20 protein-coding genes are annotated in these 24,210 nt (G+C 73.9%); 12 read left to right on the forward strand and 8 right to left on the reverse strand.

What is annotated here, in order from left to right:
- Together IE108_RS25020 and IE108_RS25025 are read left to right on the forward strand one after the other, a co-directional pair.
- Positions 1-807: cytochrome c oxidase subunit I (locus tag IE108_RS25020; RefSeq protein ID WP_189397769.1), on the forward strand; the 807-nt coding region annotated here is incomplete at its 5' end.
- Positions 804-1,157, forward strand: coding sequence for a hypothetical protein (locus IE108_RS25025; protein ID WP_064731167.1), 354 nt, complete (start codon positions 804-806; stop codon positions 1,155-1,157). The genes IE108_RS25020 and IE108_RS25025, both read left to right, overlap by 4 nt.
- A 20-nt stretch (positions 1,158-1,177) precedes the next feature.
- Here the strand turns inward: IE108_RS25025 and IE108_RS25030 are convergent, their stop codons facing one another.
- Positions 1,178-1,678 carry a metallophosphoesterase family protein gene (locus IE108_RS25030; protein ID WP_064731166.1) on the reverse strand — a complete coding sequence of 167 codons (501 nt, stop codon included), beginning with the start codon at positions 1,676-1,678 and terminating at the stop codon, positions 1,178-1,180.
- Between the two features lie 131 nt (positions 1,679-1,809).
- Here IE108_RS25030 and IE108_RS25035 point away from each other — a divergent pair, with 131 nt between their 5' ends.
- The gene (locus IE108_RS25035; protein ID WP_064731164.1) at positions 1,810-2,388 is read left to right on the forward strand and encodes a hydrolase; all 579 of its coding nucleotides are present in this window, start codon (positions 1,810-1,812) and stop codon (positions 2,386-2,388) included.
- Between the two features lies 1 nt (position 2,389).
- Here IE108_RS25035 and rfbB read toward each other — a convergent pair whose 3' ends face one another.
- The 4 genes from rfbB to IE108_RS25055 form a co-directional block, all read right to left on the reverse strand.
- Positions 2,390-3,346, reverse strand: a complete 957-nt coding sequence (gene rfbB / locus IE108_RS25040; protein ID WP_064731163.1) for a dTDP-glucose 4,6-dehydratase — start codon at positions 3,344-3,346, stop codon at positions 2,390-2,392.
- Between the two features lie 85 nt (positions 3,347-3,431).
- A complete protein-coding gene (locus tag IE108_RS25045; RefSeq protein ID WP_064731162.1) occupies positions 3,432-3,611 on the reverse strand; it encodes a hypothetical protein in 180 nt (59 codons plus the stop codon).
- 143 nt (positions 3,612-3,754) lie between these two features.
- On the reverse strand, positions 3,755-6,247 hold the full coding sequence (locus IE108_RS25050) for a SpoIIE family protein phosphatase (protein WP_064731161.1): 2,493 nt from the start codon (positions 6,245-6,247) through the stop codon (positions 3,755-3,757).
- A 106-nt stretch (positions 6,248-6,353) separates the two neighbouring features.
- Positions 6,354-7,703 (reverse strand): S1 family peptidase, encoded by a 1,350-nt coding sequence (locus tag IE108_RS25055; RefSeq protein ID WP_064731160.1) that lies wholly within the window; start codon positions 7,701-7,703, stop codon positions 6,354-6,356.
- A 580-nt stretch (positions 7,704-8,283) separates the two neighbouring features.
- Here IE108_RS25055 and IE108_RS25060 point away from each other — a divergent pair.
- From IE108_RS25060 to IE108_RS25095, 8 genes are all read left to right on the forward strand, one after another.
- Positions 8,284-8,499, forward strand: coding sequence for a hypothetical protein (locus tag IE108_RS25060; protein WP_003978108.1), 216 nt, complete (start codon positions 8,284-8,286; stop codon positions 8,497-8,499).
- Between the two features lie 123 nt (positions 8,500-8,622).
- On the forward strand, positions 8,623-9,429 hold the full coding sequence (locus tag IE108_RS25065; protein WP_064731159.1) for an HlyD family efflux transporter periplasmic adaptor subunit: 807 nt from the start codon (positions 8,623-8,625) through the stop codon (positions 9,427-9,429).
- The gene (locus IE108_RS25070) at positions 9,426-11,648 is read left to right on the forward strand and encodes an NHLP family bacteriocin export ABC transporter peptidase/permease/ATPase subunit (protein WP_064731158.1); all 2,223 of its coding nucleotides are present in this window, start codon (positions 9,426-9,428) and stop codon (positions 11,646-11,648) included. The genes IE108_RS25065 and IE108_RS25070 overlap by 4 nt, the downstream gene beginning before the upstream one ends.
- 1 nt (position 11,649) lies before the next feature.
- Positions 11,650-14,472, forward strand: a complete 2,823-nt coding sequence (locus IE108_RS25075; RefSeq protein WP_064731157.1) for an NHLP bacteriocin export ABC transporter permease/ATPase subunit — start codon at positions 11,650-11,652, stop codon at positions 14,470-14,472.
- A gap of 76 nt (positions 14,473-14,548) precedes the next feature.
- The gene (locus IE108_RS25080) at positions 14,549-15,559 is read left to right on the forward strand and encodes a Ppx/GppA family phosphatase (protein ID WP_064732079.1); all 1,011 of its coding nucleotides are present in this window, start codon (positions 14,549-14,551) and stop codon (positions 15,557-15,559) included.
- 84 nt (positions 15,560-15,643) lie between these two features.
- Positions 15,644-16,675: an iron-containing redox enzyme family protein gene (locus IE108_RS25085; RefSeq protein WP_064731156.1), complete on the forward strand. Its 1,032-nt coding sequence runs from the start codon at positions 15,644-15,646 to the stop codon at positions 16,673-16,675.
- A gap of 30 nt (positions 16,676-16,705) precedes the next feature.
- Positions 16,706-17,350 (forward strand): HemK2/MTQ2 family protein methyltransferase, encoded by a 645-nt coding sequence (locus IE108_RS25090; protein ID WP_064732078.1) that lies wholly within the window; start codon positions 16,706-16,708, stop codon positions 17,348-17,350.
- Positions 17,331-17,576 (forward strand): CDGSH iron-sulfur domain-containing protein, encoded by a 246-nt coding sequence (locus tag IE108_RS25095; protein WP_064731155.1) that lies wholly within the window; start codon positions 17,331-17,333, stop codon positions 17,574-17,576. Before IE108_RS25090 ends, IE108_RS25095 begins: the two co-directional genes overlap by 20 nt.
- A 156-nt stretch (positions 17,577-17,732) precedes the next feature.
- Here IE108_RS25095 and IE108_RS25100 read toward each other — a convergent pair whose 3' ends face one another.
- Positions 17,733-18,167 (reverse strand): protease inhibitor, encoded by a 435-nt coding sequence (locus IE108_RS25100; RefSeq protein ID WP_064731154.1) that lies wholly within the window; start codon positions 18,165-18,167, stop codon positions 17,733-17,735.
- 359 nt (positions 18,168-18,526) lie between these two features.
- On the opposite strand from IE108_RS25100, the gene IE108_RS25105 reads away from it, so the two are divergent.
- Complete coding sequence (locus tag IE108_RS25105) at positions 18,527-19,696, forward strand: lactate 2-monooxygenase (protein ID WP_064731153.1); 1,170 nt, start codon at positions 18,527-18,529, stop codon at positions 19,694-19,696.
- 52 nt (positions 19,697-19,748) lie between these two features.
- Here the strand turns inward: IE108_RS25105 and IE108_RS25110 are convergent, their stop codons facing one another.
- Positions 19,749-21,347: an RICIN domain-containing protein gene (locus IE108_RS25110; RefSeq protein WP_229852359.1), complete on the reverse strand. Its 1,599-nt coding sequence runs from the start codon at positions 21,345-21,347 to the stop codon at positions 19,749-19,751.
- 416 nt (positions 21,348-21,763) lie between these two features.
- On the reverse strand, positions 21,764-24,007 hold the full coding sequence (locus tag IE108_RS25115) for a glycoside hydrolase family 9 protein (RefSeq protein ID WP_064731151.1): 2,244 nt from the start codon (positions 24,005-24,007) through the stop codon (positions 21,764-21,766).
- Positions 24,008-24,210: the final 203 nt, after the last annotated feature.

Consider the following 24,210-nt stretch of genomic DNA (forward strand, 5'->3'; position numbering starts at 1 on the left):
TACACGGGTCTGATCGCGGCGACCATCGCGATCGCGGGTCTCTCGGTGACGGTGTGGGCACACCACATGTACGTCACCGGCGGCGTGCTGCTGCCGTTCTTCTCCTTCATGACCTTCCTGATCGCGGTCCCGACCGGTGTGAAGTTCTTCAACTGGATCGGCACCATGTGGAAGGGCTCGCTGTCCTTCGAGACACCGATGCTGTGGTCCACGGGGTTCCTCGTGACGTTCCTGTTCGGGGGTCTGACGGGGGTGATGCTGGCGTCGCCCCCCATCGACTTCCATGTCTCGGACTCGTACTTCGTGGTGGCGCACTTCCACTACGTGGTGTTCGGCACGGTGGTGTTCGCGATGTTCGCGGGCTTCCACTTCTGGTGGCCGAAGTTCACCGGCAAGCTGCTGGACGAGCGCCTCGGCAAGATCACGTTCTGGACGCTGTTCGTGGGCTTCCACGGCACGTTCCTGGTCCAGCACTGGCTGGGCGCGAACGGCATGCAGCGCCGCATCCCGGACTACCTGGCGGTGGAGGGCCTGACGCCGCTGAACAGCGTCTCCAGCGTCTTCTCGTTCCTGCTCGGCATGTCGCTGCTGCCGTTCTTCTACAACGTCTGGAAGACGGCGAAGTACGGCAAGCCGGTCGAGGTGGACGACCCTTGGGGCTACGGACGCTCGCTGGAGTGGGCGACCTCCTGCCCGCCGCCGCGGCACAACTTCCTCACCCTGCCGCGCATCCGCAGCGAATCCCCGGCGTTCGACCTCCACCACTCCCCCGCCGACGGCGCGGCGCGGGAGTTGACGCACCGGTGACCGGCGGGGACGCGCGCGCGGCGGACGCCCGGCGGCTCATCGGCGGGATCGAGGGGCACCTGCTGGTGGCGGCCACCCGCGAGGAGGGGCGCAGGGCCGCCGCCCGCTTCACCACCGGCCTCGACGGCCTGGCCCCGCACCAGCGCCGGGAGGTGGAGGAGCGCTACGCGTCGGAGTACCTGGCGCTCACCCGTGACTCGTGGCGGCGCACCGCGGAGCGGGCCGGGCGGCTGCGGGAGGAGTACGAGGAGCGCTACCGGGCGCTGCGGCGGCGGTTGCTGGCCGGCTGCCTGCTGGGATGGTGCGTCGCCCTCGGGTGCCTGGGCGCGCTGCTGCCGGGCCGGGCGTAGCGGGGTCCGGCGGCGGTGGCTCAGCGGCGGGGCAGCCGGTGCAATTCCACGTCCACGAGGGTGCCGTCGGCTGCCGTGGCGGTCATGTAGGTGCAGTAGGGCTGGCGGCGCCGGTCCGTCGGGGAGCCCGGGTTCAGCAGGCGCGGGCCGCCGGGCGCGGTGGTGTCCCACGGGATGTGGCTGTGCCCGAAGACGAGGACGTCGAGGCCGGGGAACCGGGTGGCGCAGCGAGCCTCGCGCCCCTGTGCGGCGCCCGTCTCGTGGACGACGCCGAAGCGCAGGCCGCCGAGGTCGGCGTGGGCCACCTCGGGAAGGCGGGCGCGCAGTGCCGGTCCGTCGTTGTTGCCGTAGACCGCGACCAGCCGCCGGCTGCGGCTCTCCAGCAGGTCCAGGGTTGCGGTGTCGACCCAGTCCCCCGCGTGCAGCACGACGTCGGCGCGCGGCACCTCCGCCATCAGGGCCGCGGGCAGTTCCTTGGCCCGCTTGGGCAGGTGGGTGTCGGACATCAGCAGCAGGCGCACGGCTCCAGGGTAGCAATCAGCAGGTAAAACTGTGCAGTCTTAACTGGACAGTCTTAGCTGTAGAAATTAGCGTGCGGGTATGGAGGCGAAAGGTCTCCGACGTTCCGTGAAACACCCGAAAGGCACCCCTGATGGCCGTCACCACCCTCGACCCCCGCACCGCCCTCGTCGTGATCGACCTCCAGGCGGGCATCGTCGCCGCACCCACCCGGCCCCACACCGGCGCCGACGTCGTCGCCCGCAGCGTCGAGCTGGCGGACGCCTTCCGCGCCCGGGACCTGCCCGTGGTCCTGGTCCGGGTCTCCTTCGCCGCCGACGGGGCGGACGCGGTGCCCGGCCGTACGGAGGCCGGAGCCGGCGGTGCCCGGCCCGAGGGCTGGGACGTCGTCGTCGACGAGCTGTCCGGGCACCCCGGCGACATCGGGATCACCAAGCGCAACTGGGGCGCCTTCCACGGCACCGGCCTCGACGTCCAGCTGCGCCGCCGCGGGATCACCCAGATCGTGCTGACCGGCATCGCCACCAGCATCGGCGTGGAGTCCACGGCCCGCGCCGCCCACGAGCACGGCTACCACGTCACGCTCGCCACCGACGCGATGAGCGACATGGACGCGGAGGCGCACCGCAACAGCGTCGAGCGGATCTTCCCGCGCCTCGGCGAGACTGGCACGACGGCGGAGATCCTGGAGCTGCTGGCGAAGACCAGGTGAGCTACGCCGTCGGCTCCCACCAGGCCCGGTTGTCCCGGTACCAGGCGACGGTCTCGGCCAGCCCGGAGGCGAGGTCGCGGCGCGGCCGGTAGCCCAGCTCGTCGCGGGCCTTGCCCCAGTCGACCGAGTAGCGCAGGTCGTGGCCCTTGCGGTCGGCGACGTGCGTCACGCGGTCCCAGCCGGCGCCGCAGGCGTCGAGGAGGAGGCCGGTGAGTTCGCGGTTGCTCAGCTCGGTGCCGCCGCCGATGTTGTAGACCTCGCCCGCCCGGCCCCGCGTGCGCACCAGGTCGACGCCCCGGCAGTGGTCGTCGACGTGCAGCCAGTCGCGTACGTTGCGTCCGTCGCCGTAGAGCGGCACGTCCAGTCCGTCCAGGAGGCGGGTCGCGAAGAGCGGGACGATCTTCTCGGGGAACTGGTGCGGACCGTAGTTGTTCGAGCACCGGGTCACCCGCACGTCCAGGCCGTGGGTGCGGTGGTACGAGAGCGCCAGCAGGTCGCCCGCGGCCTTCGAGGCGGAGTACGGCGAACTGGGCCGCAGCGGGTGCTCCTCGGTCGCCGACCCGGTCTCCACGGAGCCGTAGACCTCGTCGGTGGAGACGTGCACGAAGGGGCCCACGCCGTGGCGCAGGGCCGCGTCCAGCAGGGTCTGGGTGCCCACGACGTTGGTGAGCACGAAGTCCGCGGCCGCGTCGATGGAACGGTCCACGTGGGACTCGGCGGCGAAGTGCACCACCTGGTCGGCGCCGCTCATGAGCTTGTCGACCAGTGCGGCGTCGCGGATGTCCCCGTGCACGAAGTCGAGCCGGGGATGGCCCACTTCGAGGTTGTCGAGGGTGCCCGCGTAGGTGAGGGCGTCCAGCACCGTCACGTGCGGGGCCCCGGGAGCGCCGGGGGCCAGCAGCGTCCGGACGTACCGGGAGCCGATGAAGCCGGCGGCGCCGGTGACCAGGAGGTTCATGGACGGTGCCCTGCTGCGTCGGGAGGCGGTGCGGAACGGCACCGACGTTACCCGCGCCCGGGGCGCGGCCCGCGATCGGGCGGTGTCAGTCCTCGCCCCGGACTATGTTCCACTCCTGGCCCGTCCGGGGTGCGCGGGCGGCGCCGCGGTCCTCCACGGCGGGCACGCAGGTGCGCATGGCGCCCCTGGCACGCAGTCGGCGGGCCTTCGACCAGCCCGTCTCCGGCCTCCGGACGACGGTGTGCTCGCTGGTGTCGGTTCTCACGGGGGTTCATCCTCCTCGCGTTCGGGTGCGCGTTCCCGTTGTTCGATTTCTTGCGCCGGTCGGGTCCCCGGACGCGCCGGGGCGAAACACCCGGCGCATGGGCCACCTGCCCGCGCCGGTCCGCTACGGGGCGTCCGGCCCGGTCATCGGGCGGAACCGGGCGCCCCGTCCAGCGGGACCTCGCTCCAGACCAGCTTGCCCCCGCCGACCGGCAGCGTCCCCCAGGCCGACGACATCGCCTCGACGAGGAGGATGCCGCGCCCGCCCGTGGCCTCCCAGCCGATGCTCGTCGGCTTGACCGGCGTACGCGGTGAGGCGTCGGCGACCGCCACCCGCATCCGGCCGCCGATGAGGGCGAGGTCGAGCCGGACCCGGCCGTCGGTGTGCACCAGGGCGTTGGTCACCAGCTCGGAGACGATCAGGAGGACGCCGTCGATGCCCTCGTCCGGCACGCCCCAGGAGCGCAGGGTGCGCCGGGTGAAGCGGCGGGCGTGCCGCACCGCCTCCGGGAGCCGCCACACCGACCAGCTCTCCCGCAGCGGGCGCAGCGCCATGCCGTCGTAGCGCACCAGGAGCAGCGCGACGTCGTCGCTGCGGCGGGCGTTGCCGAGCAGTGCGTCGGCGACGAGTCCGAGGTGGGCGGGGTCCGACGCGGCGAGGGCGTGCGCGAACCGTTCGATGCCCTCGTCGATGTCGGTGTCCGGCGACTCCACCAGGCCGTCCGTGGTGAGGGCGATCAGCGTGCCCGGGCGCAGTCGCAGCGGGCTCATCGGGAAGGCGGCCTGGGTCACCACGCCGAGCGGCGGCCCGCCGGGCACCTCGGCGACGTCGGTGCTGCCGTCGGGGTGGCGCAGCACCGGCGGCAGGTGGCCCGCCCGCACGCACCAGGCGGAGCCCTCCTCCATGTCGAGGTCGACGTAGACGCAGGTGGCGAAGAGGTCGGTCTCCATACCGGTCAGCAGGCGGTTGGCGCGGGAGACCACGACGTCCGGCGGGTGGCCCTCCACGGCGTAGGCGCGCAGCGCGGTGCGCATCTGGCCCATCAGGGTTGCCGCGCCGGCGCTGTGCCCCTGGACGTCGCCGATCACGAGGGCGACGTGGTGGTCGGGCAGGGGGATGACGTCGTACCAGTCGCCGCCCAGCTCCAGGCCGGCCGTGCTGGGCAGGTAGCGGGCGACGGCGACCGCGCCGGGCAGCTTCGGGAGCCGGCGGGGCAGCAGCTGGCGCTGGAGCATGCCGACGAGTTCGTGCTCGGCGTCGAAGGCCCGGGCACGGGTCAGGGCCTGTCCGGCGAGGCCGGCGGAGGCGGTGAGCAGGGCCCGTTCGTCGGGACCGAAGTCGTGCGGGGTGTCCCAGCCGATCAGGCAGGCGCCGGCCATGCGGCCTGCGGCGGGCAGGGGGAGCACGGCGAGGCCGCCGGGGCCGACGTCGGCGAGGGCGGGCTCCAGGTCCCCGGTGCCGGCGGGCCAGATCCGGGCGCGTCCCTCGCGCAGCGCGGCGGCGAGGGTGGGCATCGCCCGGACCGGCGCGTCCGGCCACTCGGTGCGCCACTCCTGGCGCCACAGCTCGGGCCAGGACTCGGGCTCGGGCGGGTCGAGGACGGTGACGACGAGCCGGTCGTTCTCCAGCTCGGCCAGGGCGATCCGGTCGGCGCGCAGCGGCCGGCGCAGGGCGGCGACGACGGCCCGGCCGACGTCGCGAACGGTGCCGGCGGTGGCCAGCGCGGCGGCGAGCCGCTGCACGCGGGCCACGTCGGTGACGTCGGGGCGCAGGGTGGAGGCGTCGGCGACGGTGCCGAGCAGCCGGGCCGGACGTCCCTCGCCCGCGGGCAGCAGGCGTCCGCTCAGCCTCAGCCACTTCGGCGGGCCGGCCGGCTGGAGCACCCGGAACTCCAGCTCGCGCTCGCCGATGCTCATGTGGTCGGACTCGGTCACCGACATGAGGGACGGCAGGTCCTCGGGCACGGTGCGGGCGAGCAGCGTCTCCACCCTGCCGTCGAACTCGCCGGGCCCGAGCCCGAACAGGCGCGGGATGTCGTCGCCGATCTCGACGCGGCCGGTGTCCATCGCCAGGCTGAAGGAGTCCGGCCGCGGTTCCCCGTCGTCGGGCTCCTCCGCGGGCGCGGGGCAGACCAGGGCCTCGGCGACCAGGGCGAGGCAGGCGCGGTCCTCCGCGTCGAACCCGTCCGGTCGTTCGGTCAGGGCGAGCAGTGAGCCGCCGCCGTCCCCGCGCACCGGCAGGGTGGCGAGGGAGAAGCCGCTGGAGGGCACGTGCCGCGACTCGGCCGATCCGGCGAACTCCTCCGGTCCGACCCACACCGCCTCACCGCCGCGGTGGGCGTCGGCGACCGGGGAGCCGCCGGAGGCCGGATAGCTGTCGCGTACGCCGTACAGGGCGCGCGGCACACCGGCCGAGGCGACCAGGCAGAGCAGTTCGCGGTCGTCGCCGACGGTGTAGAGGGCGGCGCAGGAGGCGCCGGCGAAGACCAGGGCCTGTTCGAGGATCCGGCGGGGCCTGCCGTCCTGCTCCGGGCCGGACGCGATCGCCTTCAGGGCACCCTCGGCACGCAGCGCCCTCGCTCCGGGTTCCGCCGCGCCCTGTCCGACCACCTCGCCATTACAGCGCTTATAGGACATCCGCGCAGCCCCTGGGGGCCCGTTGACCGCGATCGGGGGGCGGAAGGCGCACGAAAGGGCGGCCCGGGCCTCCCGCCGGAGGTCCGGGCCGCCCATGGGGGTGGCGTCAGCCGGTCAGGTCCGAGCCGGCCTCACCGCCCGCGCCCATCCCGTCACCCACGCTGTCCGCGCCTGTGCCGACTCCCTGCTCGCCGGTGCCGGAACCGTCGCCGGCTCCCGCGTCACCGCCGGCCTCCTCGCCACCGGCCCCTTCGCCGCCGGCCTCCTCGCCGCCGCCGACGGCGTCGCCGCCGCCCGCCTCCTCGCCACCGGCCTGGTCGCCCGCGCCGCCCGCCGCGTCGCCGCCGAGGGTGGCGCCCACCGCCTCCAGGGCGGTGGTGACCGGCTGGAAGAACGTCTCGCCGCCGGCCGTGCAGTCGCCGCTGCCGCCGGAGGTCAGGCCGATCGCCTGCCCGTCCTGGGTGAACAGCGAGCCGCCGCTGTCGCCCGGCTCGGCGCACACGTCGGTCTGTATGAGGCCCGTGACCGTGCCCTCCGGATAGTTGACGGTGGCGTCCAGACCGAGCACCTGACCGTCCGCCAGGCCGGTGGTGCTGCCCATGCGGAAGACCTGCTGACCCACCGTCGCATCCGCCGCCTGGGCGATCGGGACGGTCTGGTCGCCGAGATTCACCTCGCTCGGCGCCTCGGTCGCCGGGTCGTCGTACCTGACGAGCGCGAAGTCGCCCTCGCCGGGGAAGACCGCCTGGTCGACGGTGCCGATCGGCTGCCCGCCCTGCGCGTCGGACCACTGCTCGGCCGCGACCCCGCAGTGGCCTGCGGTCAGGAAGGCGGGGGCCCCGTCGCCCGCGGTGACGTTGAAGCCGAGGGAGCAGCGCGCGCCGCCGCCGAAGATGGCGTCGCCGCCCGAGGCGAAGGTCCGGAAGGTGCCGGCGGACTTCTTGAGGGTGGCCATGCCCGACCCGAGGCCCTGGACGGTGGACTCCAGCCGGTCCCACTTCTCGCCGGTGACGGTGCTGTCGGCGGTCACCAGGATCTTGTTGGTCCGGGGGTCGATGGCCCACGAGGTGCCGGGGACGGCCGCCTGCGACCTCAGCGTCGTCGCGCCGCCGCGCAGCTCGCCCATGCTGTTCTCGACCTCGCGGACGTCGGCGCCCGCCTTCTTCGCCTCCACGACGACCTGGTTGTCGTCACCGGCCACGACGTTCACCACGAGCTGCTGATCGCCGGAGTCGTAGTACGAGCCCGCGAAGGCGTCGCCCAGCATCCCGGCGAGCCGCGAGGCGAGGTCCGACGCGTCCGCCGCCTTGAGGGTCCGCGGCGAAGCCGCGGCGTCCGAAGAGCCGCCGTCCTGCGAGGCGTTGGCGTTCGGCAGCAGGATCGCGGCCGCGCCGAGCGCAGCCACACCGCCCGCCGCGATCGCGGCCCTGCGCTTCGGAATTCGCTTGTGACTCAACCTGCTCGACCTCCTGGGACCGGGACGGTGCCGCGGTCCGGCTGCTGTTGGGGGGGCGCCCGGACGGCTGTTGGTACGCACGGACCCGGCGGGGCGTTCAGCCGGGCCCTCCGACCGGGCCGGAACGGCACCCTCCGCGCCCGCGCGGCGACGCTCCGTACCGATCACGGAGCGGAATCCCCGCTTCAGCGAATCTGCACATCGAATGCCCAACCCGGTCACCCCGGTTGGGGGATCTGCACAACCGCGCGGCGCACCGCACGCCTTTGGTGAGGGGTTGCCCCAATCGGCCCGGAGCGGGCAAGGGGTCGCGCGCGTCCATGTCGTCCGCGGTGTGAAGAAGTGGCCGCGAAGCCGTGCGCGGTCCTGCACCTTTGGATGCCCCTTCCTCGCAAGAGCCCTGGTGGGAGGGGTGGATTGATTGGAAGCCCGGACCGGCGGCGTGCTTTGATCCATCGCACCGCGGGAGCCGCGGAGGCTCCGGAAAGGGGCACCCGGCGCTCGCGGCCGCGGCCGTCATCTGTCCCCAGAGGGGGCCGCTCCCCCCTTGTGAAATGGCTATACGAAGGGAAGTTCCATCATGAACTCCACCCCCCAGGTTGAGACCGTCGAGATCTCGGACGCGGACCTCGACAACGTCTCCGGCGGCCTGAACGTGAACGCCGTCGGCACCGTCACCGGCCTGGTGGACGGCATCGCCCCGGTCTCCGGTCTGCTCAACACGGCCGTCGGCACCGTCGAGGGTGTCACCGGCCTGAACACCGCGCCGGTCACCGGGCTGGTCGCCGGTCTCTGACCGCGCCCCCGTGCCGCTGAGTCCCGGAGCCATCCAGGCTCCGGGGCTTTTCGGCCGTTCCTCTCACCCCTGCCGGGCCTCCCCGCGCAGGCGCTCTCCGGGAATCACTGGGATACGTCCGACGTGCAGTTCCGCCAGCAGGCCCTCTCCAAGCTCCAGTCACCGGAGGAACTAGACCTCCCGGTGCGTTTCGCCCGCCCGCAGGGCTGGCTGGTGCTGTCCGTGACCGTGGTCGCGATGGCCGCCGCGTCCGTGTGGGCGGTGGGCGGCTCGGTGACCTCCACCGTCGGCGCGCCCGCCATCCTCACCCACGGGCAGGGCAGTTACCTCCTCCAGAGCCCCGTCTCGGGGCAGGTCACGGCGGTCCTCGCGCGCCCGGGGCAGCGGCTCGCCGCCGACTCCCCCGTGCTGAAGGTGCGCACCGCCGAGGGCGAGAGCGTGGTCCGCACCGTCGACGCCGGCCGGGTCAGCGCCCTGGCGGCCACCGTCGGGCAGATCATTCGAACCGGCGCGAACGTGGCCTCCGTCGAGAAGGTCGCCGACGCCGGCGACCCCCTCTACGCCACCGTCTACGTGCCCGCCGAGAACGCCGCCTCGATCCCCGCCCACGCCTCCGTCGACCTCACCGTCCAGTCGGTGCCGACCCAGCAGTACGGTGTCCTGCACGGGAAGGTGAAGGCGGTGGACCGCTCGGCGCAGTCGGCGCAGACCATCTCCGCGTTCCTCGGGGACAGCCAGCTGGGCGAGCAGTTCACCGAGGACGGCAGGCCGGTGGCGGTGACGGTCGAGCTGAAGCGCTCGCCGTCGACGAAGAGCGGCTACGAGTGGTCCTCCGCCGACGGGCCGCCGTTCGAGCTGACCTCCATGACCATGGCCACCGGATCCGTCCGCCTCGCCGACCAGCGTCCCGTCGATTGGCTGCTGCCGTGAGCACCGCACAGGAGACCCGGGGCCGCCGCCGGGCCGCCCCGCCCGGACGCGGCACGCCCAAGAGCGGCGCGAAGACCGTCCGCACGCCCACCGTGCTCCAGATGGAGGCCGTGGAGTGCGGTGCCGCCTCCCTCGCGATGGTGCTCGGCCACTACGGCCGGCACGTCCCGCTGGAGGAGCTGCGCATCGCCTGCGGCGTCTCCCGCGACGGCTCGCGCGCCAGCAACCTGCTCAAGGCGGCCCGCGGTTACGGCCTGACCGCCAAGGGCATGCAGATGGACCTCGCCGCCCTGGCGGAGGTGACGACGCCGGCCATCCTGTTCTGGGAATTCAACCACTACGTCGTCTACGACGGGCTCGGACGCCGCTTCGGCCGGCGCGGGGTGTTCATCAACGACCCGGGCAAGGGCCGCCGCTTCGTGTCCCTGGAGGACTTCGACGGCTCCTTCACCGGGGTCGTGCTGACCATGGAGCCCGGCGCGGACTTCACCCGGGGCGGCCGCAAGCCGGGCGTGCTGGGCGCGATGCCCGCCCGGCTGCGCGGCACCGCGGGCACGCTGCCCGCCGCCCTGCTGGCCAGCCTGCTGCTGGTGGCGGTCGGCGCGGCGGTGCCCGCGCTCAGCCGCACCTACATCGACATGTTCCTGATCGGGGGGCAGACCTCGCTGCTCGGCGTGCTGTTCACGTCGATGGCGGCCTGCGTGCTGCTCACGGTGGTGCTGACCTGGCTCCAGCAGGCCAACCTGCTGCACGGCCGCATCATCTCCTCCACCCTCTCCAGCGCCCGCTTCCTGCGCCACCTGCTGCGGCTGCCGGTGACGTTCTTCTCCCAGCGCAGCCCGGCCGACCTGGTGCAGCGGCTGCAGTCCAACGACGCCGTCGCGGAGACACTGGCCCGCGACCTCGCCGCCGCGGGCGTGGACGCGGTCGTTGTCGTCCTGTACGCCGTGCTGCTGTACACGTACGACCCGCAGCTCACCTTCGTCGGCGTGGGCGTGGCGCTGCTCAACATCCTCGCCATGCGCATCGTCATCCGGCTGCGGGCCACCCGTACGGCGAAGCTGCGGGCGGACACGGCGCGGCTGACCAACACCGCCTACACGGGTCTCCAGCTGATCGAGACCATGAAGGCGACCGGCGGCGAGGACGGCTACTTCCGCAAGTGGGCGGGGCAGCACGCCACCACGCTGGAGGAGCAGCAGCGGCTCGGCGTGCCCAGCGCCTGGCTCGGCGTGGTCGCGCCGACCCTGGCGACGCTCAACAGCGGGCTGATCCTGTGGATCGGCGGCATGCGGGCGGTGGAGGGGCACATCTCGGTCGGGCTGCTGGTCGCCTTCCAGGCGCTGGTGGTCCGCTTCACGGCCCCGCTGACCCGGCTGAACGGCGTCGCCGGCCGCATCCAGGACTTCGCGGCCGACGTGGCGCGGCTCAAGGACGTGGAGAACTTCCGGGCCGACCCGCTCTACGACCGGCCCGGCGGCGGCGACTCCACCCGCCGGCTGCACGGGCACGTCGAGCTGCAGAACATCTCCTTCGGCTACAACCCGCTCGACAAGCCGCTGCTCACCGGCTTCGACCTGACCGTGGGACCCGGGCAGCAGGTGGCCCTGGTCGGCGGCTCGGGCAGCGGCAAGTCCACGGTGTCGCGGCTGATCTCGGGTCTCTACGCTCCCTGGGACGGGGTGATCCGGATCGACGGGCAGCGGCTGGAGGACATCCCCCGCGGGGCGCTGGCCTCCTCCGTCTCCTTCGTCGACCAGGACGTCTTCCTCTTCGAGGGCTCCGTCCGCGACAACATCGCGCTGTGGGACCCCTCGGTGCCCGACGCCGCGGTGGTGGACGCGCTCAGGGACGCCGCGCTGTACGACGTCGTGACGCGCCGGCCGGGCGGCATCCACAGCCCGGTCGAGCAGGACGGCCGCAACTTCTCCGGCGGGCAGCGGCAGCGGCTGGAGATCGCGCGGGCGCTGGTGCGCCGGCCGAGCATCCTGGTGCTGGACGAGGTGACCAGCGCCCTGGACGCGGAGACCGAGCAGATGGTGATGGACAACCTGCGCCGGCGCGGCTGCGCGTGCGTGGTGATCGCGCACCGGCTCAGCACCGTGCGGGACAGCGACGAGATCGTCGTGCTGGAGCACGGCACCGTCGTGGAGCGCGGCCGGCACGAGGAGCTGGTCGCGCACGGGGGCGCGTACGCCGCGCTGGTCAGGGAGCGGTGAGATGACGACCGTGCACGAAGGGCAGGGCGACCTCGTCCTCGGGGCGCTCGGCTCGCTGGGTACGCGGGTGGACTGCGCCGGGTTCAACCGGCTCGACCTGGAGGGCCCGCAGGTGCTGTGGCTCGTGGTCTCCGGGGCCGTCGACCTGTTCGCGGTCGACGCCGGGGAGCAGGGGCACTGGCACCATCTGGGCCGGCTGGAGGCGGGCTCGGTGCTGCTGGGCCCGGTCGCCGGGCCCAGGCACACGCTGGTCGCGCGTCCGCTGCGGGACTGCGTGGTGCACCGCATCGGCCTGCGCGAGCTGTACCAGCCGGCGGACACGCAGACCTGGTCGCACGACGCGTACGGCAACCCCCAGTACGTGCCGCCCACGACGAGCCCGCTGGAGTACGCGCTCGCCCTGGGGGTCGGCCGCGGGCTGACGGTGCTCTTCCAGGCGCCGATGGCCACCGAGCGGGCGGCGGCGCCCACCGACGACGACGTGTTCTGGATGCAGGTGCCGCCGGGCAGCGTGCAGTACGGGGCGCTGTACGGCGAGGAGGTGGCCGCCGACCTGCTGATGGACCCGGCGCTGTGGCAGAGCCTGGTCGACCAGCAGCACCGGCTGCTGACCACGCTGGACCGCTGGATCGAGCAGCTGGAACGCGCCCACGAGACCCGCACGGCGGCCGGGATCAAGGCCGGTGAGGCGGTGCGCGCGCAGGCCGACCGGACGCTGCTGGCCTCCATGGGCAAGCGCTCCGCGGGACGCACCACGTCCGCCGACGCCGACGCCTCGTACGCCGCCTGCCGGCTGGTCGCCCGCGCCGCCGGCATCACGCTCGCCGAGCCGGCGCAGAACGGCACGGAGAGCGAGCGGCTCGATCCGGTGGAGCGGGTGGCGCTGGCCTCGCGCGTGCGCACCCGGAGCGTGCGTCTCGAGGACGGCTGGTGGCGCGACGAGGTGGGTCCGCTGGTCGGGCACCGGACGCTGTCGGGGGCGCCGGTGGCACTGCTGTGGCGGCGCGGCGGCTATGTGGCCGTGCATCCGGCGACCGGCCGGGAGACCCCGGTGGAGCGGGCGAACGCGGAGGAGTTCGAGCCCCGTGCGGTGATGTTCTACCGGCCGCTGCCCGAACGCCGGCTCGGTCCGCTGCGGTTGCTGCGGTTCTGCCTCCAGGGCACCCGCCGCGACCTCTCCGGCCTGCTGCTCGCCGGGCTGGTGACGGTCGGCCTGGGCGCGCTGGTGCCGGTCGCGACCGGCAAGGTGCTGGGCGAGTTCGTGCCTAAGGCGCAGACCGGGCTGATCGTGCAGGTGTGCCTCGCGGTGATGCTGAGCGGCGTGGTCGCGGCGGCCTTCATGCTGCTGCAGAACCTCACGATCCTGCGGCTGGAGGGCCGGGTCGAGGCGACGCTCCAGCCGGCCGTGTGGGACCGGCTGCTGCGGCTGCCGACGAAGTTCTTCACCGAACGCTCCACCGGCGAGCTGGCTAGCGCGGCGATGGGCATCAGCGCGATCCGCCGACTGCTGGCCGGCGTCGGTCCGACGGTGGCGCAGTCGGTGACCGTCGGGGCGATGAACCTGGGACTGCTGCTCTGGTACAGCGTGCCGATGGCGCTCGCGGCGATCGGCATGCTGGTGGTCGTCGCCGGGGTCTTCCTGGCGCTCGGGCTGTGGCAGGTGCGCTGGCAGCGGCGGCTGGTCAAGCTCACCAACAAGCTGAACAACCAGGCGTTCCAGACCCTGCGCGGGCTGCCGAAGCTGCGGGTGGCGGCGGCCGAGAACTACGCGTACGCGGCCTGGGCGGAGCGCTTCGCGCACAGCCGCGAGCTCCAGCGGCGGGCGGGGCGGATCAAGAACCTCAACGCGGTGCTGGGCGCGGTCTACCTCCCGCTGTGCACGCTGCTGATGTTCATGCTGCTGGCCGGCCCGGCACGCGGTTCGATGTCGGCGGCGGAGTTCCTGACCTTCAACGCCTCGGTGACGATGCTGCTGACCTCGGTCACCCAGCTGACCGGTTCGTTCGTGTCGGCGGTGGCCGCGCTGCCGCTGTTCGAGGAGATCCGTCCGGTGCTGGACGCGACGCCCGAGGTGCGCGCCGCCAGCACCCGCCCGGGGCCGCTGTCCGGGGCGATCGAGGCGCGGCGGCTGTCGTTCCGGTACACCGACGACGGGCCGCTGGTCCTGGACGACGTGTCCTTCGAGGTGCGGCCGGGTGAGTTCGTCGCGGTGGTCGGCCCCAGCGGATGCGGGAAGTCCACGCTGCTCAGGCTGCTCATCGGCTTCGACCGGCCGCTGTCGGGCAGCGTCCTCTACGACGGGCAGGACCTGGCCGCGCTCGACCAGTCGGCGGTGCGGCGGCAGTGCGGGGTGGTGCTCCAGCACGCGCAGCCGTTCACCGGCTCCCTCCTGGACGTCATCCGCGGCACCGAGCCGTACACGCCGGAGGAGGCGATGGCGGCGGCCGAGATGGCCGGGCTCGCGGAGGACATCAAGCGGATGCCGATGGGGCTGCACACGATCGTCTCGGGCAGCGGGGCCGTCTCCGGGGGCCAGCGGCAGCGGCTGATGATCGCGCAGGCGCTGATCCGCCGGCCGCGCGTCCTCTTCTTCGACGAGGCGACCAGCGCCCTGGACAACGAGACGCAGCGCACGGTGATCGAGTCCACCAAGGCCCTCAAGGCGACCCGGATCGTCATCGCGCACCGGCTGTCCACGGTGCTGGACGCGGACCGCGTGATCGTCATGGAGGACGGGAAGGTCGCCCAGCAGGGGCCGCCCGCGCGGCTGCTCGCGGACACCGGCGGCCGGCTGCACGAGCTGGTGCGGCGGCAGCTGGCCTGACCGGCGGCGCCCGACGGGATCCCGCGGTTTCCCGGATCGCGTTGGAGGGGCCGCTCGAATGGGTACGTGCGGCCTCATGCGTATCGGCGTGGTGGACGTGGGGTCGAAGACGGTCCGGCTCATGGTGGCGGACGAGGAGGGCGGGGTCCCGCTCCCGGTGCACACCGCCAAGTGGCGGCTGCGGCTGTCGGAGCAGGTCGAGCCGGGCGGCGCGATCCCCGAGGAGGCCGTGGAGCAGCTGGTCGCGGCGGTGTCCGAGGCGGCCGGGACCGCCGAGCGGTGGGGGGCCTCGGCCCCGCCGGCCTTCGCGACCGCGGTGGTGCGCGCCGCCCCGAACCGGCGGGAGGTCCTGCGGACCGTGCGGGCCCGCACCGGTGTCGCCCTGTGCACCCTGCCCGGTGAGGTGGAGGCGGAGCTGACGTTCCTCGGGGCGCGGCGCTGGATGGGCTGGCGGTCCGGGCCGCTGGCGCTGCTCGACATCGGCGGCGGTTCGCTGGAGGTGGCCTTCGGACGCGGCCGCCTGCCCGGGTTCGTGGCCTCACTGCCACTGGGGGCGGCCCGGCTGACCCACGAGTTCCTGGGCGGCGGCGCGGACCCGGCGTCGCCCGAGCAGGTCCGGGAGCTGCGCCGAAGGGTCCGGCACCAGCTCCGGGACGTCGCGGCGCGGATCCGCTGGGAGGGTCCGCGCACCGCCGTGGCCACCTCCCGCACGTTCCAGCAGCTGGGGCGGCTGTGCGGGGCCGCGCCCGGTCGGCACGGGCCGTTCGTGGAGCGCCGGATGCGCTGCGCGGACCTCGGGGACGCGGTGGGCCGGCTGGCCGCCCTGTCCGCCGCCGAACGCTCCCGGCTGCCCGGCATCTCCGCGCCGCGCGCCGCGCAGAGCGTGGCCGGGGCGGTGGTCGGGCACACCGCCATGAAGCTCACCGGCCTGGATTCGGTCACGCTGTGTCCCTGGGCGATCCGGGAGGGCATCCTGCTGCGCCACATAGAGGAGGGCCCGTCCTGGTGGACGGAGGTCGTCCGCCACAGCGACGAGGCCGCCCATCCGACCCCGGTGGCGCTGCGCCTCGCGTCCACGTCCGGCTGACCCCGGGCGCCGGCAGGGCGGACGGGACATCCGGGGCTGCCGCGGGCCAGGTGGGACGGGCGTCCGGCTGGGTACTCGCGCCGCATGGACTACGACGGCGAGGGACCACGGCTCCCGACCGCCCGGGGACCGCTCTCCGCGGCCGTCGGGGCGTATCTGCTCGGGACGGGACCGCTGCCCCTCCCGGAGGAGGTGGCCGCGGCGACGGCGTACGGCGACGACCTCCAGCTCGCCCTCTACCAGTGCTACGAGCTGCACTACCGCGGTTTCGCCGGGGTCTCCCCCGCGCTGGAGTGGGACCCCGGCCTGCTCGGCACCAGGGCGGCGCTGGAGGAGCGCTTCCTGGCCGCGCTGCGGGCCGGGACCACGGTCCACGACAGCGTGGAGGAGGCGGTCGGCGCGCTGCTCGTCGAGCCCGTCCACGGCGAGGGAGTGAGCCACTTCCTGCGGGACGAGGGCGAGTTGTGGCAGCTGCGCGAGTACGCGGCCCAGCGCTCGCTGTACCACCTCAAGGAGGCCGACCCGCACGCGTGGGTGCTGCCGCGGCTGTGGGGGCGCGCGAAGGCGGCGATGGCCGCGGTCGAGTTCGACGAGTACGGCGGGGGCCGCGCCGACCGGGTGCACGCGCGGCTGTTCGCCGACCTGATGACGGACCTGGGCCTGGACACGACGTACGGGGCCCATCTGGACGCGGCGTCGGCCGAGTGCCTGGTCACGGTGAACATGATGTCGCTGTTCGGCCTGCACCGGGCGCTGCGCGGCGCCCTGGTGGGCCATTTCGCGGCGGTGGAGATCACCTCGTCGCCCGGTTCCCGCCGGCTCGCCGAGGCGATGCGCCGCACCGGGGCCGGGCCTGCCGCGGAGCGCTTCTACGACGAGCACGTGGAGGCGGACGCGGTGCACGAGCAGATCGTGCGGCACGAGGTGATCGACGGCCTGCTGGAGCAGGAACCGCACCTCGCGGCCGACGTCGCCTTCGGTGTCGACGCCACCGGGCACGTCGAGGACCTCTTCGGGGCCCGGCTGCTGGCCGACTGGCGGGCCGGCCGGTCGTCGCTGCGCGTCCCGCTCCCCGCACCACTCGACCGTGATTCGGGAATTTCCGTTATTTCATGACCGCTGGGGTACCTGGCTCCCGTGAACTTCATGGTGCTGCCGGGCGTGTACGCGCCCCAGGAGGACACCGCCCTGCTGGCCGGGGTGCTGTCCGGTGAGTCGCTGCCCGCGGGCGCGGCCGTGCTCGACGTGGGGACGGGCACCGGTGCGCTCGCTCTGGCCGCTGCCGTGCGGGGTGCGCGGGTGACCGCGGTGGACGTCTCGCGGCGCGCGGTGTGGGCCGCGCGGCTGAACGCCGCCCGCGCGGGGCTGCGCGTCCGGGTGCTGCACGGCAATCTCTTCACGCCGGTGCACGGGACGACGTTCGACCTGGTGCTGGCGAACCCTCCGTACGTGCCTTCCCCGGCCGGCGGCCGCCGCCCGCGCGGTGCGGCCAGGGCCTGGGACGCGGGGCACGACGGGAGGATGGTGCTGGACCGGATCTGCCGGGAGGCGCCGGGCCTGCTGCGGCCGGGCGGGGTGCTGCTGCTCGTGCAGTCGGGGCTCAGTGATCCCGGCCGTACGGTGGCGCTGCTGCAGGAGGCCGGGCTCAAGACCTCGGTGGTGCGGCGGCGGCGGATCGCGTTCGGCCCGGTGGTGCGCGGCCGGGAGCGCTGGCTGCGGCAGCGCGGGCTGCTGGCCCTGGCCGAGGACGAGGAGGAGTTGGTGGTCGTCCGTGCCGAACTCCCCGTCTGACGACGCCCGCCCGCCCGGCGCGGCCCGCCGCGTGAAGGTCCAGCGGCGGGGGCCGATGCTGGTGGAGGGGCCGGTGGAGGTGGAGCTGGAGGACGGTACGACGGTGTTCTCCGACCGCTTCCAGGTCGCGCTGTGCACCTGCCGGCGCAGTCGGCGCTTCCCGTGGTGCGACACCAGTCACCGCGCCAGGACGGCCGGACCGGGCGACGGGGCGGCGGGGGACTGAACCGCGACGACGGCCGTGTCCGGAACCGGGAGAGCGGCGGACGGCCCCACTCCGTCCGCCGCTCCCGGTGCGGGACCGCGGGCCCGTACGGCGGCGCTCGCACTCCCCAGTGGCGAGCAGCCGGTCACACCGCACGGGCCGGACGGCCCCGGTCCCTCAGAACGTGAAGACGCTCGCGCTGCCCGCGTTCTTCACGCACTCGTTGGCGAAGGTCCGCTCGTAGGAGAGGCGCCTGCCCTGCCAGACGCCGTCGACGGTGACGACCACGGGGGCGTACTCCCGGGTGCACATCACCCCGTCGGCGGCGGACAGGGCGTCGAAGTCCCCGCCGGCGCGGCGGAGTTCGGCGCAGGCCGCGTCGGCCGCGGGGTGGGTCCCGGTGGCCTTCGGGGCGCAGGTGAGAGTGACCGCGCGGAGCGGTGAGGTGGCGGCGGCGCTCTCTCCCTGCCCGATCGTCAGCACCAGGGCCGAGGGGGCGTAGAGGGACGCGGGGGCAGTGGCCGGGGAGGCGATGGACGCCCCGGCGAGGGGCCCGCAGACGGCGGTGGCCGTCAGACCCAGAGTCGCTGCCCAGCGCGCGGTGTTCCGCATTGTGTGCATCCTTCCGCTCTTTCGAGGGTGTTGAGGCCGGCCCGGCTCGGTTGGTGCCGGAACGGCGAGCGCGAGTCTGCCGAGTCCGGCACCGAAACTCATCTCGACCCCCTGGATTTAGGTAACCTTGCGTATTGAATCAGTGGCGTGAAGTCACAGAATTCGAACGTTGCAAGTCCGGAACGGAGCGGTTCTTGATCGGTTCTTGAGGCTTGAACTGGCCGGATGGCGTGATCCACGCGTTTGCCAATAGGCCTGAAACACCCCTGAAACATGCCGGTTCACCCTGGCGGAGGGCCCGTGCATACCGGCGAGTACGGTGCTGGCGACGCGAACTCGACGACGAGAGGCGACGTGGGATGGCGAAGCACTGGGCGGACTTCCAGTACGAGATCTATCTGAACGGCATGACGGGGGCCGTGCCGAGGCTGCCCACCGATCTGACCCGGCTGGAGGAGCTGGCCGAACACCGGCTGGGCCCGGGCCCGGTCGGGTACGTCGCGGGCAGCGCGGGCGACGGCAGCACCGCGCGCGCCAACCGGGCGGCCCTGGACCGGTGGCGGATCGTCCCGCGCATGCTGCGGGACGTGCACGCGCGGGACCTCTCGGTCGAGGTCCTGGGGCGCCCCCTGCCCGCCCCGCTGGCGCTGGCTCCGGTGGGCGTCCTGTCGATCATGCACCCGGAGGCGGAGCCGGCGGCCGCCCGTGCGGCCGCCGCGCAGGGCGTGCCGTACATCCTGTCCTCGGCGTCCAGCACGCCGATGGAGCAGGTCGCCGAGGCGATGGGCGACGCGGAGCGCTGGTTCCAGCTGTACTGGCCCAAGGACCGCGAGGTCGCCCGCAGTTTCCTCGCCCGGGCGAAGGCGGCCGGGTACGGCGCGCTGTTCGTCACGCTGGACACCCCGCTGCTGTCCTGGCGCCCGCGCGACCTGGACCGCGCGTACCTGCCGTTCCTGCACGGCGTGGGCACCGCCAACTACTTCTCCGACCCCGCCTTCCGGGCGGGTCTGGCGAAGCCGGTGCACGAGGATCCGAACGCCGCGGTGATGCACTTCGTCGGCATGTTCTCCGACCCCGCCAAGTCCTGGCCGGACCTGGCGTTCCTGCGGGAGAACTGGGACGGGCCCATCGTCCTCAAGGGCGTGCTGCACCCGGACGACGCACGGCTCGCGGCCGACGCCGGGATGGACGGCGTGGTGGTCTCCAACCACGGCGGTCGCCAGGTGGCCGGCGCGGTCGCGGCGGCCGACGCCCTTCCCCGGGTGGCGGCGGCGGTCGGCGACCGGCTCACCGTGCTCTTCGACAGCGGCGTCCGCACCGGCGACGACGTCTTCAAGGCACTCGCGCTGGGCGCCCGCGCGGTGCTCCTGGGCCGCCCCTACGTCTACGGCCTGGGCCTGGACGGGCAGGCGGGCGTCGAGCACGTCGTCCGCTGCCTGCTCGCCGAACTCGACCTCACCCTGGCCCTCTCCGGCCACGCGGGCCCGGCCACTCCCGGCCCCGCCGACCTCGTCGAGAGCCCGGTGTGATCCGCGCGCTGCCGCCCGGATCACACCTCGGCGGGCCGGCGGCCCGGCGGGCTCAGTAGCCGGGCAGCTCCACCGAGCGGGCGGCGGGACCGTCCACGCGGGGAGTCGGCAGCGGGTCGCTGCGCCAGCGCTGGACGTCCGAGTCGCCGTGCAGTTCGACCACCACGTCCGCGCCGGGCGCCCCGGTGGTGGCGGACAGGGCCAGCTTCCCCTCCCGGCGCGGGACGAGGCGCCCGCGCTCGGTCAGGTCGTAGCGCACGTCGTCGCCGCGCCCGGTGCCCTCGTCGGCGCAGGTGCCGAGAATGACGACGCCGGCGTCCGCCTGCGAGTCGAGGCACAGCCCGGGGTCGGCGACGCTGCGCAGCAGTCCGTCGTCCTCGTACGTCCACTGCTGGGTCCACGCCTCGGAGCACGCCGCCAGGCGGGCGCCCGTCCCGGCCCTCGGCTCGCCCCGGACGTCCAGGCACAGGTCGGCGCCCACGTTGCGCAGCCGGGTCCGCTCGGCGCCCGTGGGCAGTCCGGCCGCGCCGGGCGGTTTCGGGCGGCTGGTGGCGGACGTGCTGCCGTCGCCGCCGACCGCGCTGGTGGAGGCCGCGGGGTCGGCGCCGCCCCCGTCGTACGACCACACGCTCACCACGAGCACGACGGCCAGCACTCCGGCGGAGGCCGCGCCGAGCTGCCTGAGCGCCGAGCGACCGGAGCCGGGCCGGCCGGAGGAGCGGCGCACGGGGACGGGGACGCGGGCCAGCAGCCCGGTGCGTCCGCCGCGGTGCCGGGCGCTGCCCTTGGCGAGGTGGCCCTGCGCCGCCCGGCCAGGACGGGAGTCGAGATAGCGCCGGGCGCCCCAGCCGAGCACCGCCTCGGAGATCAGCGTGCCCAGCTCCCGCTCGAAGTGCCCCAGCTGGTCGGCGGCGTGGCGGCAGTGGCGGCACTCGGCCAGGTGCTTGCGGACATCGGGCAGCAGCGCGCCGCCCCGGCGGATCGGCACGTCGAGGAGACGGCTGTGGAAGCGGCAGTCCTGGCTGGGCGCGAGCTGCCGGTGGGCGTGCAGACAACCCTCCCGGAATTTCTCCCGCGCCTGTTCGAGGGTGGCCGACGCGGTGTCGGTATCCATGCCGAGCAGACCGGCCGGGACGGTTATCGACTCGCCTTCGACCTCCGTGTGCCACAGCAAACAACGGGCCGGTCCGGGAAGCGCGGAGAATGCCCGCGCGGCCAGCGTCCGGTTTTCCGGGGTCAGGGACTTCGCGGCGAGCATGCCGCGTCCGCCGGCCGGCTTGAGCAACTGCGGCAGGACGCCGGCGGCGTCCGGGTCGGCCGCCCACTGGCGGACCGTGTCCCGCACGGCGACCAGCAGTCGCGGACGCAGCGCGGTGGCCGGCTCGCCCTCGGCGAGCCGGTCCAGCACGCGATGCCAGGCGGCGGCCGTGACCATGGCGGTGACCTGCGCCGACGTGGCCAGGCAGATGGTCGCGTAGTCGTGCGCGGGCTGCCAGTGGCGGGCCATCAGCAGCGCCGCCACCCGGGCGGCCTCGCTCTCCGGGCCGTCCCGGAGCCGCGCGGCCAGCAACTCGTCGGACGCACCGGGGTCCCCGCCGGAGGGCGGGTACGCGGGTCGAGGGGGGTGGGCACTGAGACGGTTCCTTCCCACGCGCTGTGACGCAGAAGTGCGGTCGCCGAAAAGGGACCCCGGATTGGTGTGTACCTCTTGGGCGCGGTGTGGGGAGCGTGAATTCGCCATGGCGAAATTCGGACCTGGTCCGTCAAAGCGTGTGCGAGACCCGGCCTTTACCCCCCGCACGGGTGCTTCACTCTCGCACAAACCACTGATGGTCAACAAGGCGAGCGGGCAACATCGGCCCGGCTTTGAAAGAAGGTCAGAATCCCTCGCAACTCATGGGCCGGAGAGCGGCTTTCCGCATTCTCCGCGGGCGGTGCCGGACCGGGATCGGATGCGCCAGGACCGCGACCGGCCGGCCGGGCCGTGGACGTCGGTCCGCCGGGCCGGGTCGGAGTCCACGCCGAGGCGGGGCGGATACACGCGGTGCCGACAGGCGCGTGACCGGTTCAGCCCTGGTCGGCCACGAAGGAGGCCATCCGGGTCAGCGCGGCGTTCCAGTTGACGGTGTGCTCGTTGGTGGACCAGGACTGGATGTCGTCGATGAAGCAGAACTGGCCGACGCAGCCCTGGAGTCTGCTCTGCGCGAAGGGGTCCTGGATGCTGGAGTTCGGGCCGCCGGACAGGGTGCCCGCGGGCGGGTTGGGCAGCGCGGGGTCGAGCTGGTGGGCGTACCAGCGGCTGTGCTGGTTGTGGGCGTTGACCTCGCCGTAGCCGGTGACGTACGAGATGTTCAGCGCGTTGCGGCCCAGGATGTAGTCCATGCTCTGGACCGCTCCGTCCCGGTACGCGGCGCGGCCGGTGAGGTCGTGGGCGGTGGCTAGGACGACCGCGTTGTTGAGGACCTGGTGACTGGAGCCCCAGTCGTACCGGTTGCCTTCGGGCGCGTAGGGCATGCCGTACGGGTGCGCGCGCAGCGTCGCCAGGTAGCCGTCGGCGCCCCGGACGACCGAGCGGCGCACCGCGTCCCGGCCGGGGAGCCGGTTCGGGACGGTGGCGAGGTCCAGCCGGGCGGCGGCCGCCGTGCGCGACCAGTCGAAGCCGGTCGGGCCGAAGACGTCGGCGGTGTGGACCGGGGAGCCGAGCACGTACGCCGCGAACTCCCGCTCCCCCGTGGTCAGGTACAGCTCGGCCGCGGCCCAGTAGAACTCGTCGTCGACCCGGGTGTCGGCGTACGCCCCGCCGCCGACGCCGTCGCTCTCGTCCGCGAGCACGTCCGGGTGGGCCAGCGCCGCCGCCCACGCGGTGCGGGCCGCGGCCAGCGTCTTCGCGGCGAACTGCCGGTCGTGGGCGCGGTACAGACGCGCCGCCTGGGCGGCCGTCGCCGCCAGGTTCAGGGTGGCCGCGGTGCTCGGCGGGTGCAGTTCGCGCTTCTGCGGGTCGTCGTCCGGCAGCAGCGGGAGGCCGGTCCACTGCTCGTCGTGGATCTTGTGGTGGGCCATGCCGGCCAGCGGCCGGCCCCGCGGCACCTGCATCCGCAGCAGGAACTCCAGCTCCCAGCGGGCCTCGTCGAGGATGTCCGGCACCCCGTTGCCGCTCTCGGGGAGGGCGAGCGTGCCGTCGCCGAGCTTGGCGGGCTGCCCGGTCCGCGCGTGCAGGGCGCGCTCGTGGGTGCTCAGCAGCTCCCAGGTGGAGATGCCGCCGTTGACGACGTACTTGCCGTGGTCGCCCGCGTCGTACCAGCCGCCGGAGACGTCGAGGGTGTGGTCGCACACGCCGGGTTGGCAGGGCACCTCGGTGTCGCCCAGGTTGGGTGCCACGCCCACGTGCCCGGCGGGACGGCCGTAGCCGGGGCGCAGCTCGTCGCTGACGGCGATGCCGCTGCGCTGGGTGTAGTAGTACTTCGCGGAGTCGGTGCGCAGCCGCTCGTAGGCGGCCGTGCCGATGTCGAAGGGCCGGCTGGTCTCGCCGTCGGCGACCAGCGTGTAGCCCTCGCCGCGCCTGTTGTGGCCGCCGAAGTCGATGGAGTGCACGTTCTGCCCGGAGGAGGCGTCCACGCCGCGTGGCGTGCTGCGGCCGTGGGCGACGACCCGGCCGGCGGCGTCCTTCAGCTGCCAGGGCAGGGCGGTGGTCGCTCCGGTGACGAGCGTGGCGTTCTTCGGTCCGGCCGGGAGGTAGCCGACCTGGTTGACGCGGACCCGCGGTCCGGTGTCGGGGACGTGCGGTTCGGGCTCCACGCCGCCGAGCAGGGACACGTCGTCCACGCAGAACCGCCAGGCCTCGGGCGTGCCGCCGAGCTGGAAGCCGACCTGGCCGCCGGTGGTGTCGACGGGCGAGGTGAAGGTGTACGCGTAGCTGTCCCCGGAGACGCTCAGCTGCGGGCTGACCTCGTAGTACGTGTCGTACGGGGCCACCGACAGAGCGACGATCGCGCGGACCACGTGGCCGGCGGGCGCGCCGGTCGCGGTGAAGGAGAACCGGTACGACTCCCCCGCGACCAGGGTGATGTCGTTCTGGCCGACGGCGGCGTCCCAGCGGTTGGCGGTGCCGCCGGGCGCGTCGGCGCACAGCCGGCCGTCGGACACGGCCGCGGTGACGTTCGCACCGGCCCACCAGGACTCGGTTCCGTCGTCGAAGGTGCCGTTCCTGACCTGCTCGGTCTCGTCGGCCCCGGCCGGCGCGGCGGGCAGCGCGGTGACGGCCGCCGCCAGCAGTGCGGCCAGACAGACGAGCGCGGTTCTGCGTCTTCTCACGTCCGGGCTCCTCGGGGGAGGCGGCGCTCGCCGATATGGGAGCGCTCCCAACTGCGGTCGCGGCCCATGGTTGTGCCAGACATGACATGCCGTCAACGGTCCGGACGACACCGCTTCCTTCCGTCCGGGGGCGGGGCGTGGCCCGGGCGGCGGGCGGTGCCCCCGGTGCCACGGAGCCGGACGGGCCCGGTGGTTCGGGTCCG

The sequence above is a fragment of the Streptomyces parvulus genome, assembly GCF_014648855.1.
Classification (GTDB): Bacteria; Actinomycetota; Actinomycetes; order Streptomycetales; family Streptomycetaceae; genus Streptomyces; species Streptomyces parvulus.

Coding starts and splice junctions, on each gene's coding strand:
- IE108_RS25100 (WP_064731154.1), bottom strand. CDS start 18,167: ATGCGGAACACCGCGCGCTGGGCAGCGACTCTGGGTCTGACGGCCACC.
- rfbB (WP_064731163.1), bottom strand. CDS start 3,346: ATGAACCTCCTGGTCACCGGCGCCGCCGGCTTCATCGGCTCCCGGTAC.
- IE108_RS25090 (WP_064732078.1), top strand. CDS start 16,706: ATGGTGCTGCCGGGCGTGTACGCGCCCCAGGAGGACACCGCCCTGCTG.
- IE108_RS25080 (WP_064732079.1), top strand. CDS start 14,549: ATGCGTATCGGCGTGGTGGACGTGGGGTCGAAGACGGTCCGGCTCATG.
- IE108_RS25050 (WP_064731161.1), bottom strand. CDS start 6,247: ATGTCCTATAAGCGCTGTAATGGCGAGGTGGTCGGACAGGGCGCGGCG.
- IE108_RS25075 (WP_064731157.1), top strand. CDS start 11,650: ATGACGACCGTGCACGAAGGGCAGGGCGACCTCGTCCTCGGGGCGCTC.
- IE108_RS25085 (WP_064731156.1), top strand. CDS start 15,644: ATGGACTACGACGGCGAGGGACCACGGCTCCCGACCGCCCGGGGACCG.
- IE108_RS25035 (WP_064731164.1), top strand. CDS start 1,810: ATGGCCGTCACCACCCTCGACCCCCGCACCGCCCTCGTCGTGATCGAC.
- IE108_RS25060 (WP_003978108.1), top strand. CDS start 8,284: ATGAACTCCACCCCCCAGGTTGAGACCGTCGAGATCTCGGACGCGGAC.
- IE108_RS25105 (WP_064731153.1), top strand. CDS start 18,527: ATGGCGAAGCACTGGGCGGACTTCCAGTACGAGATCTATCTGAACGGC.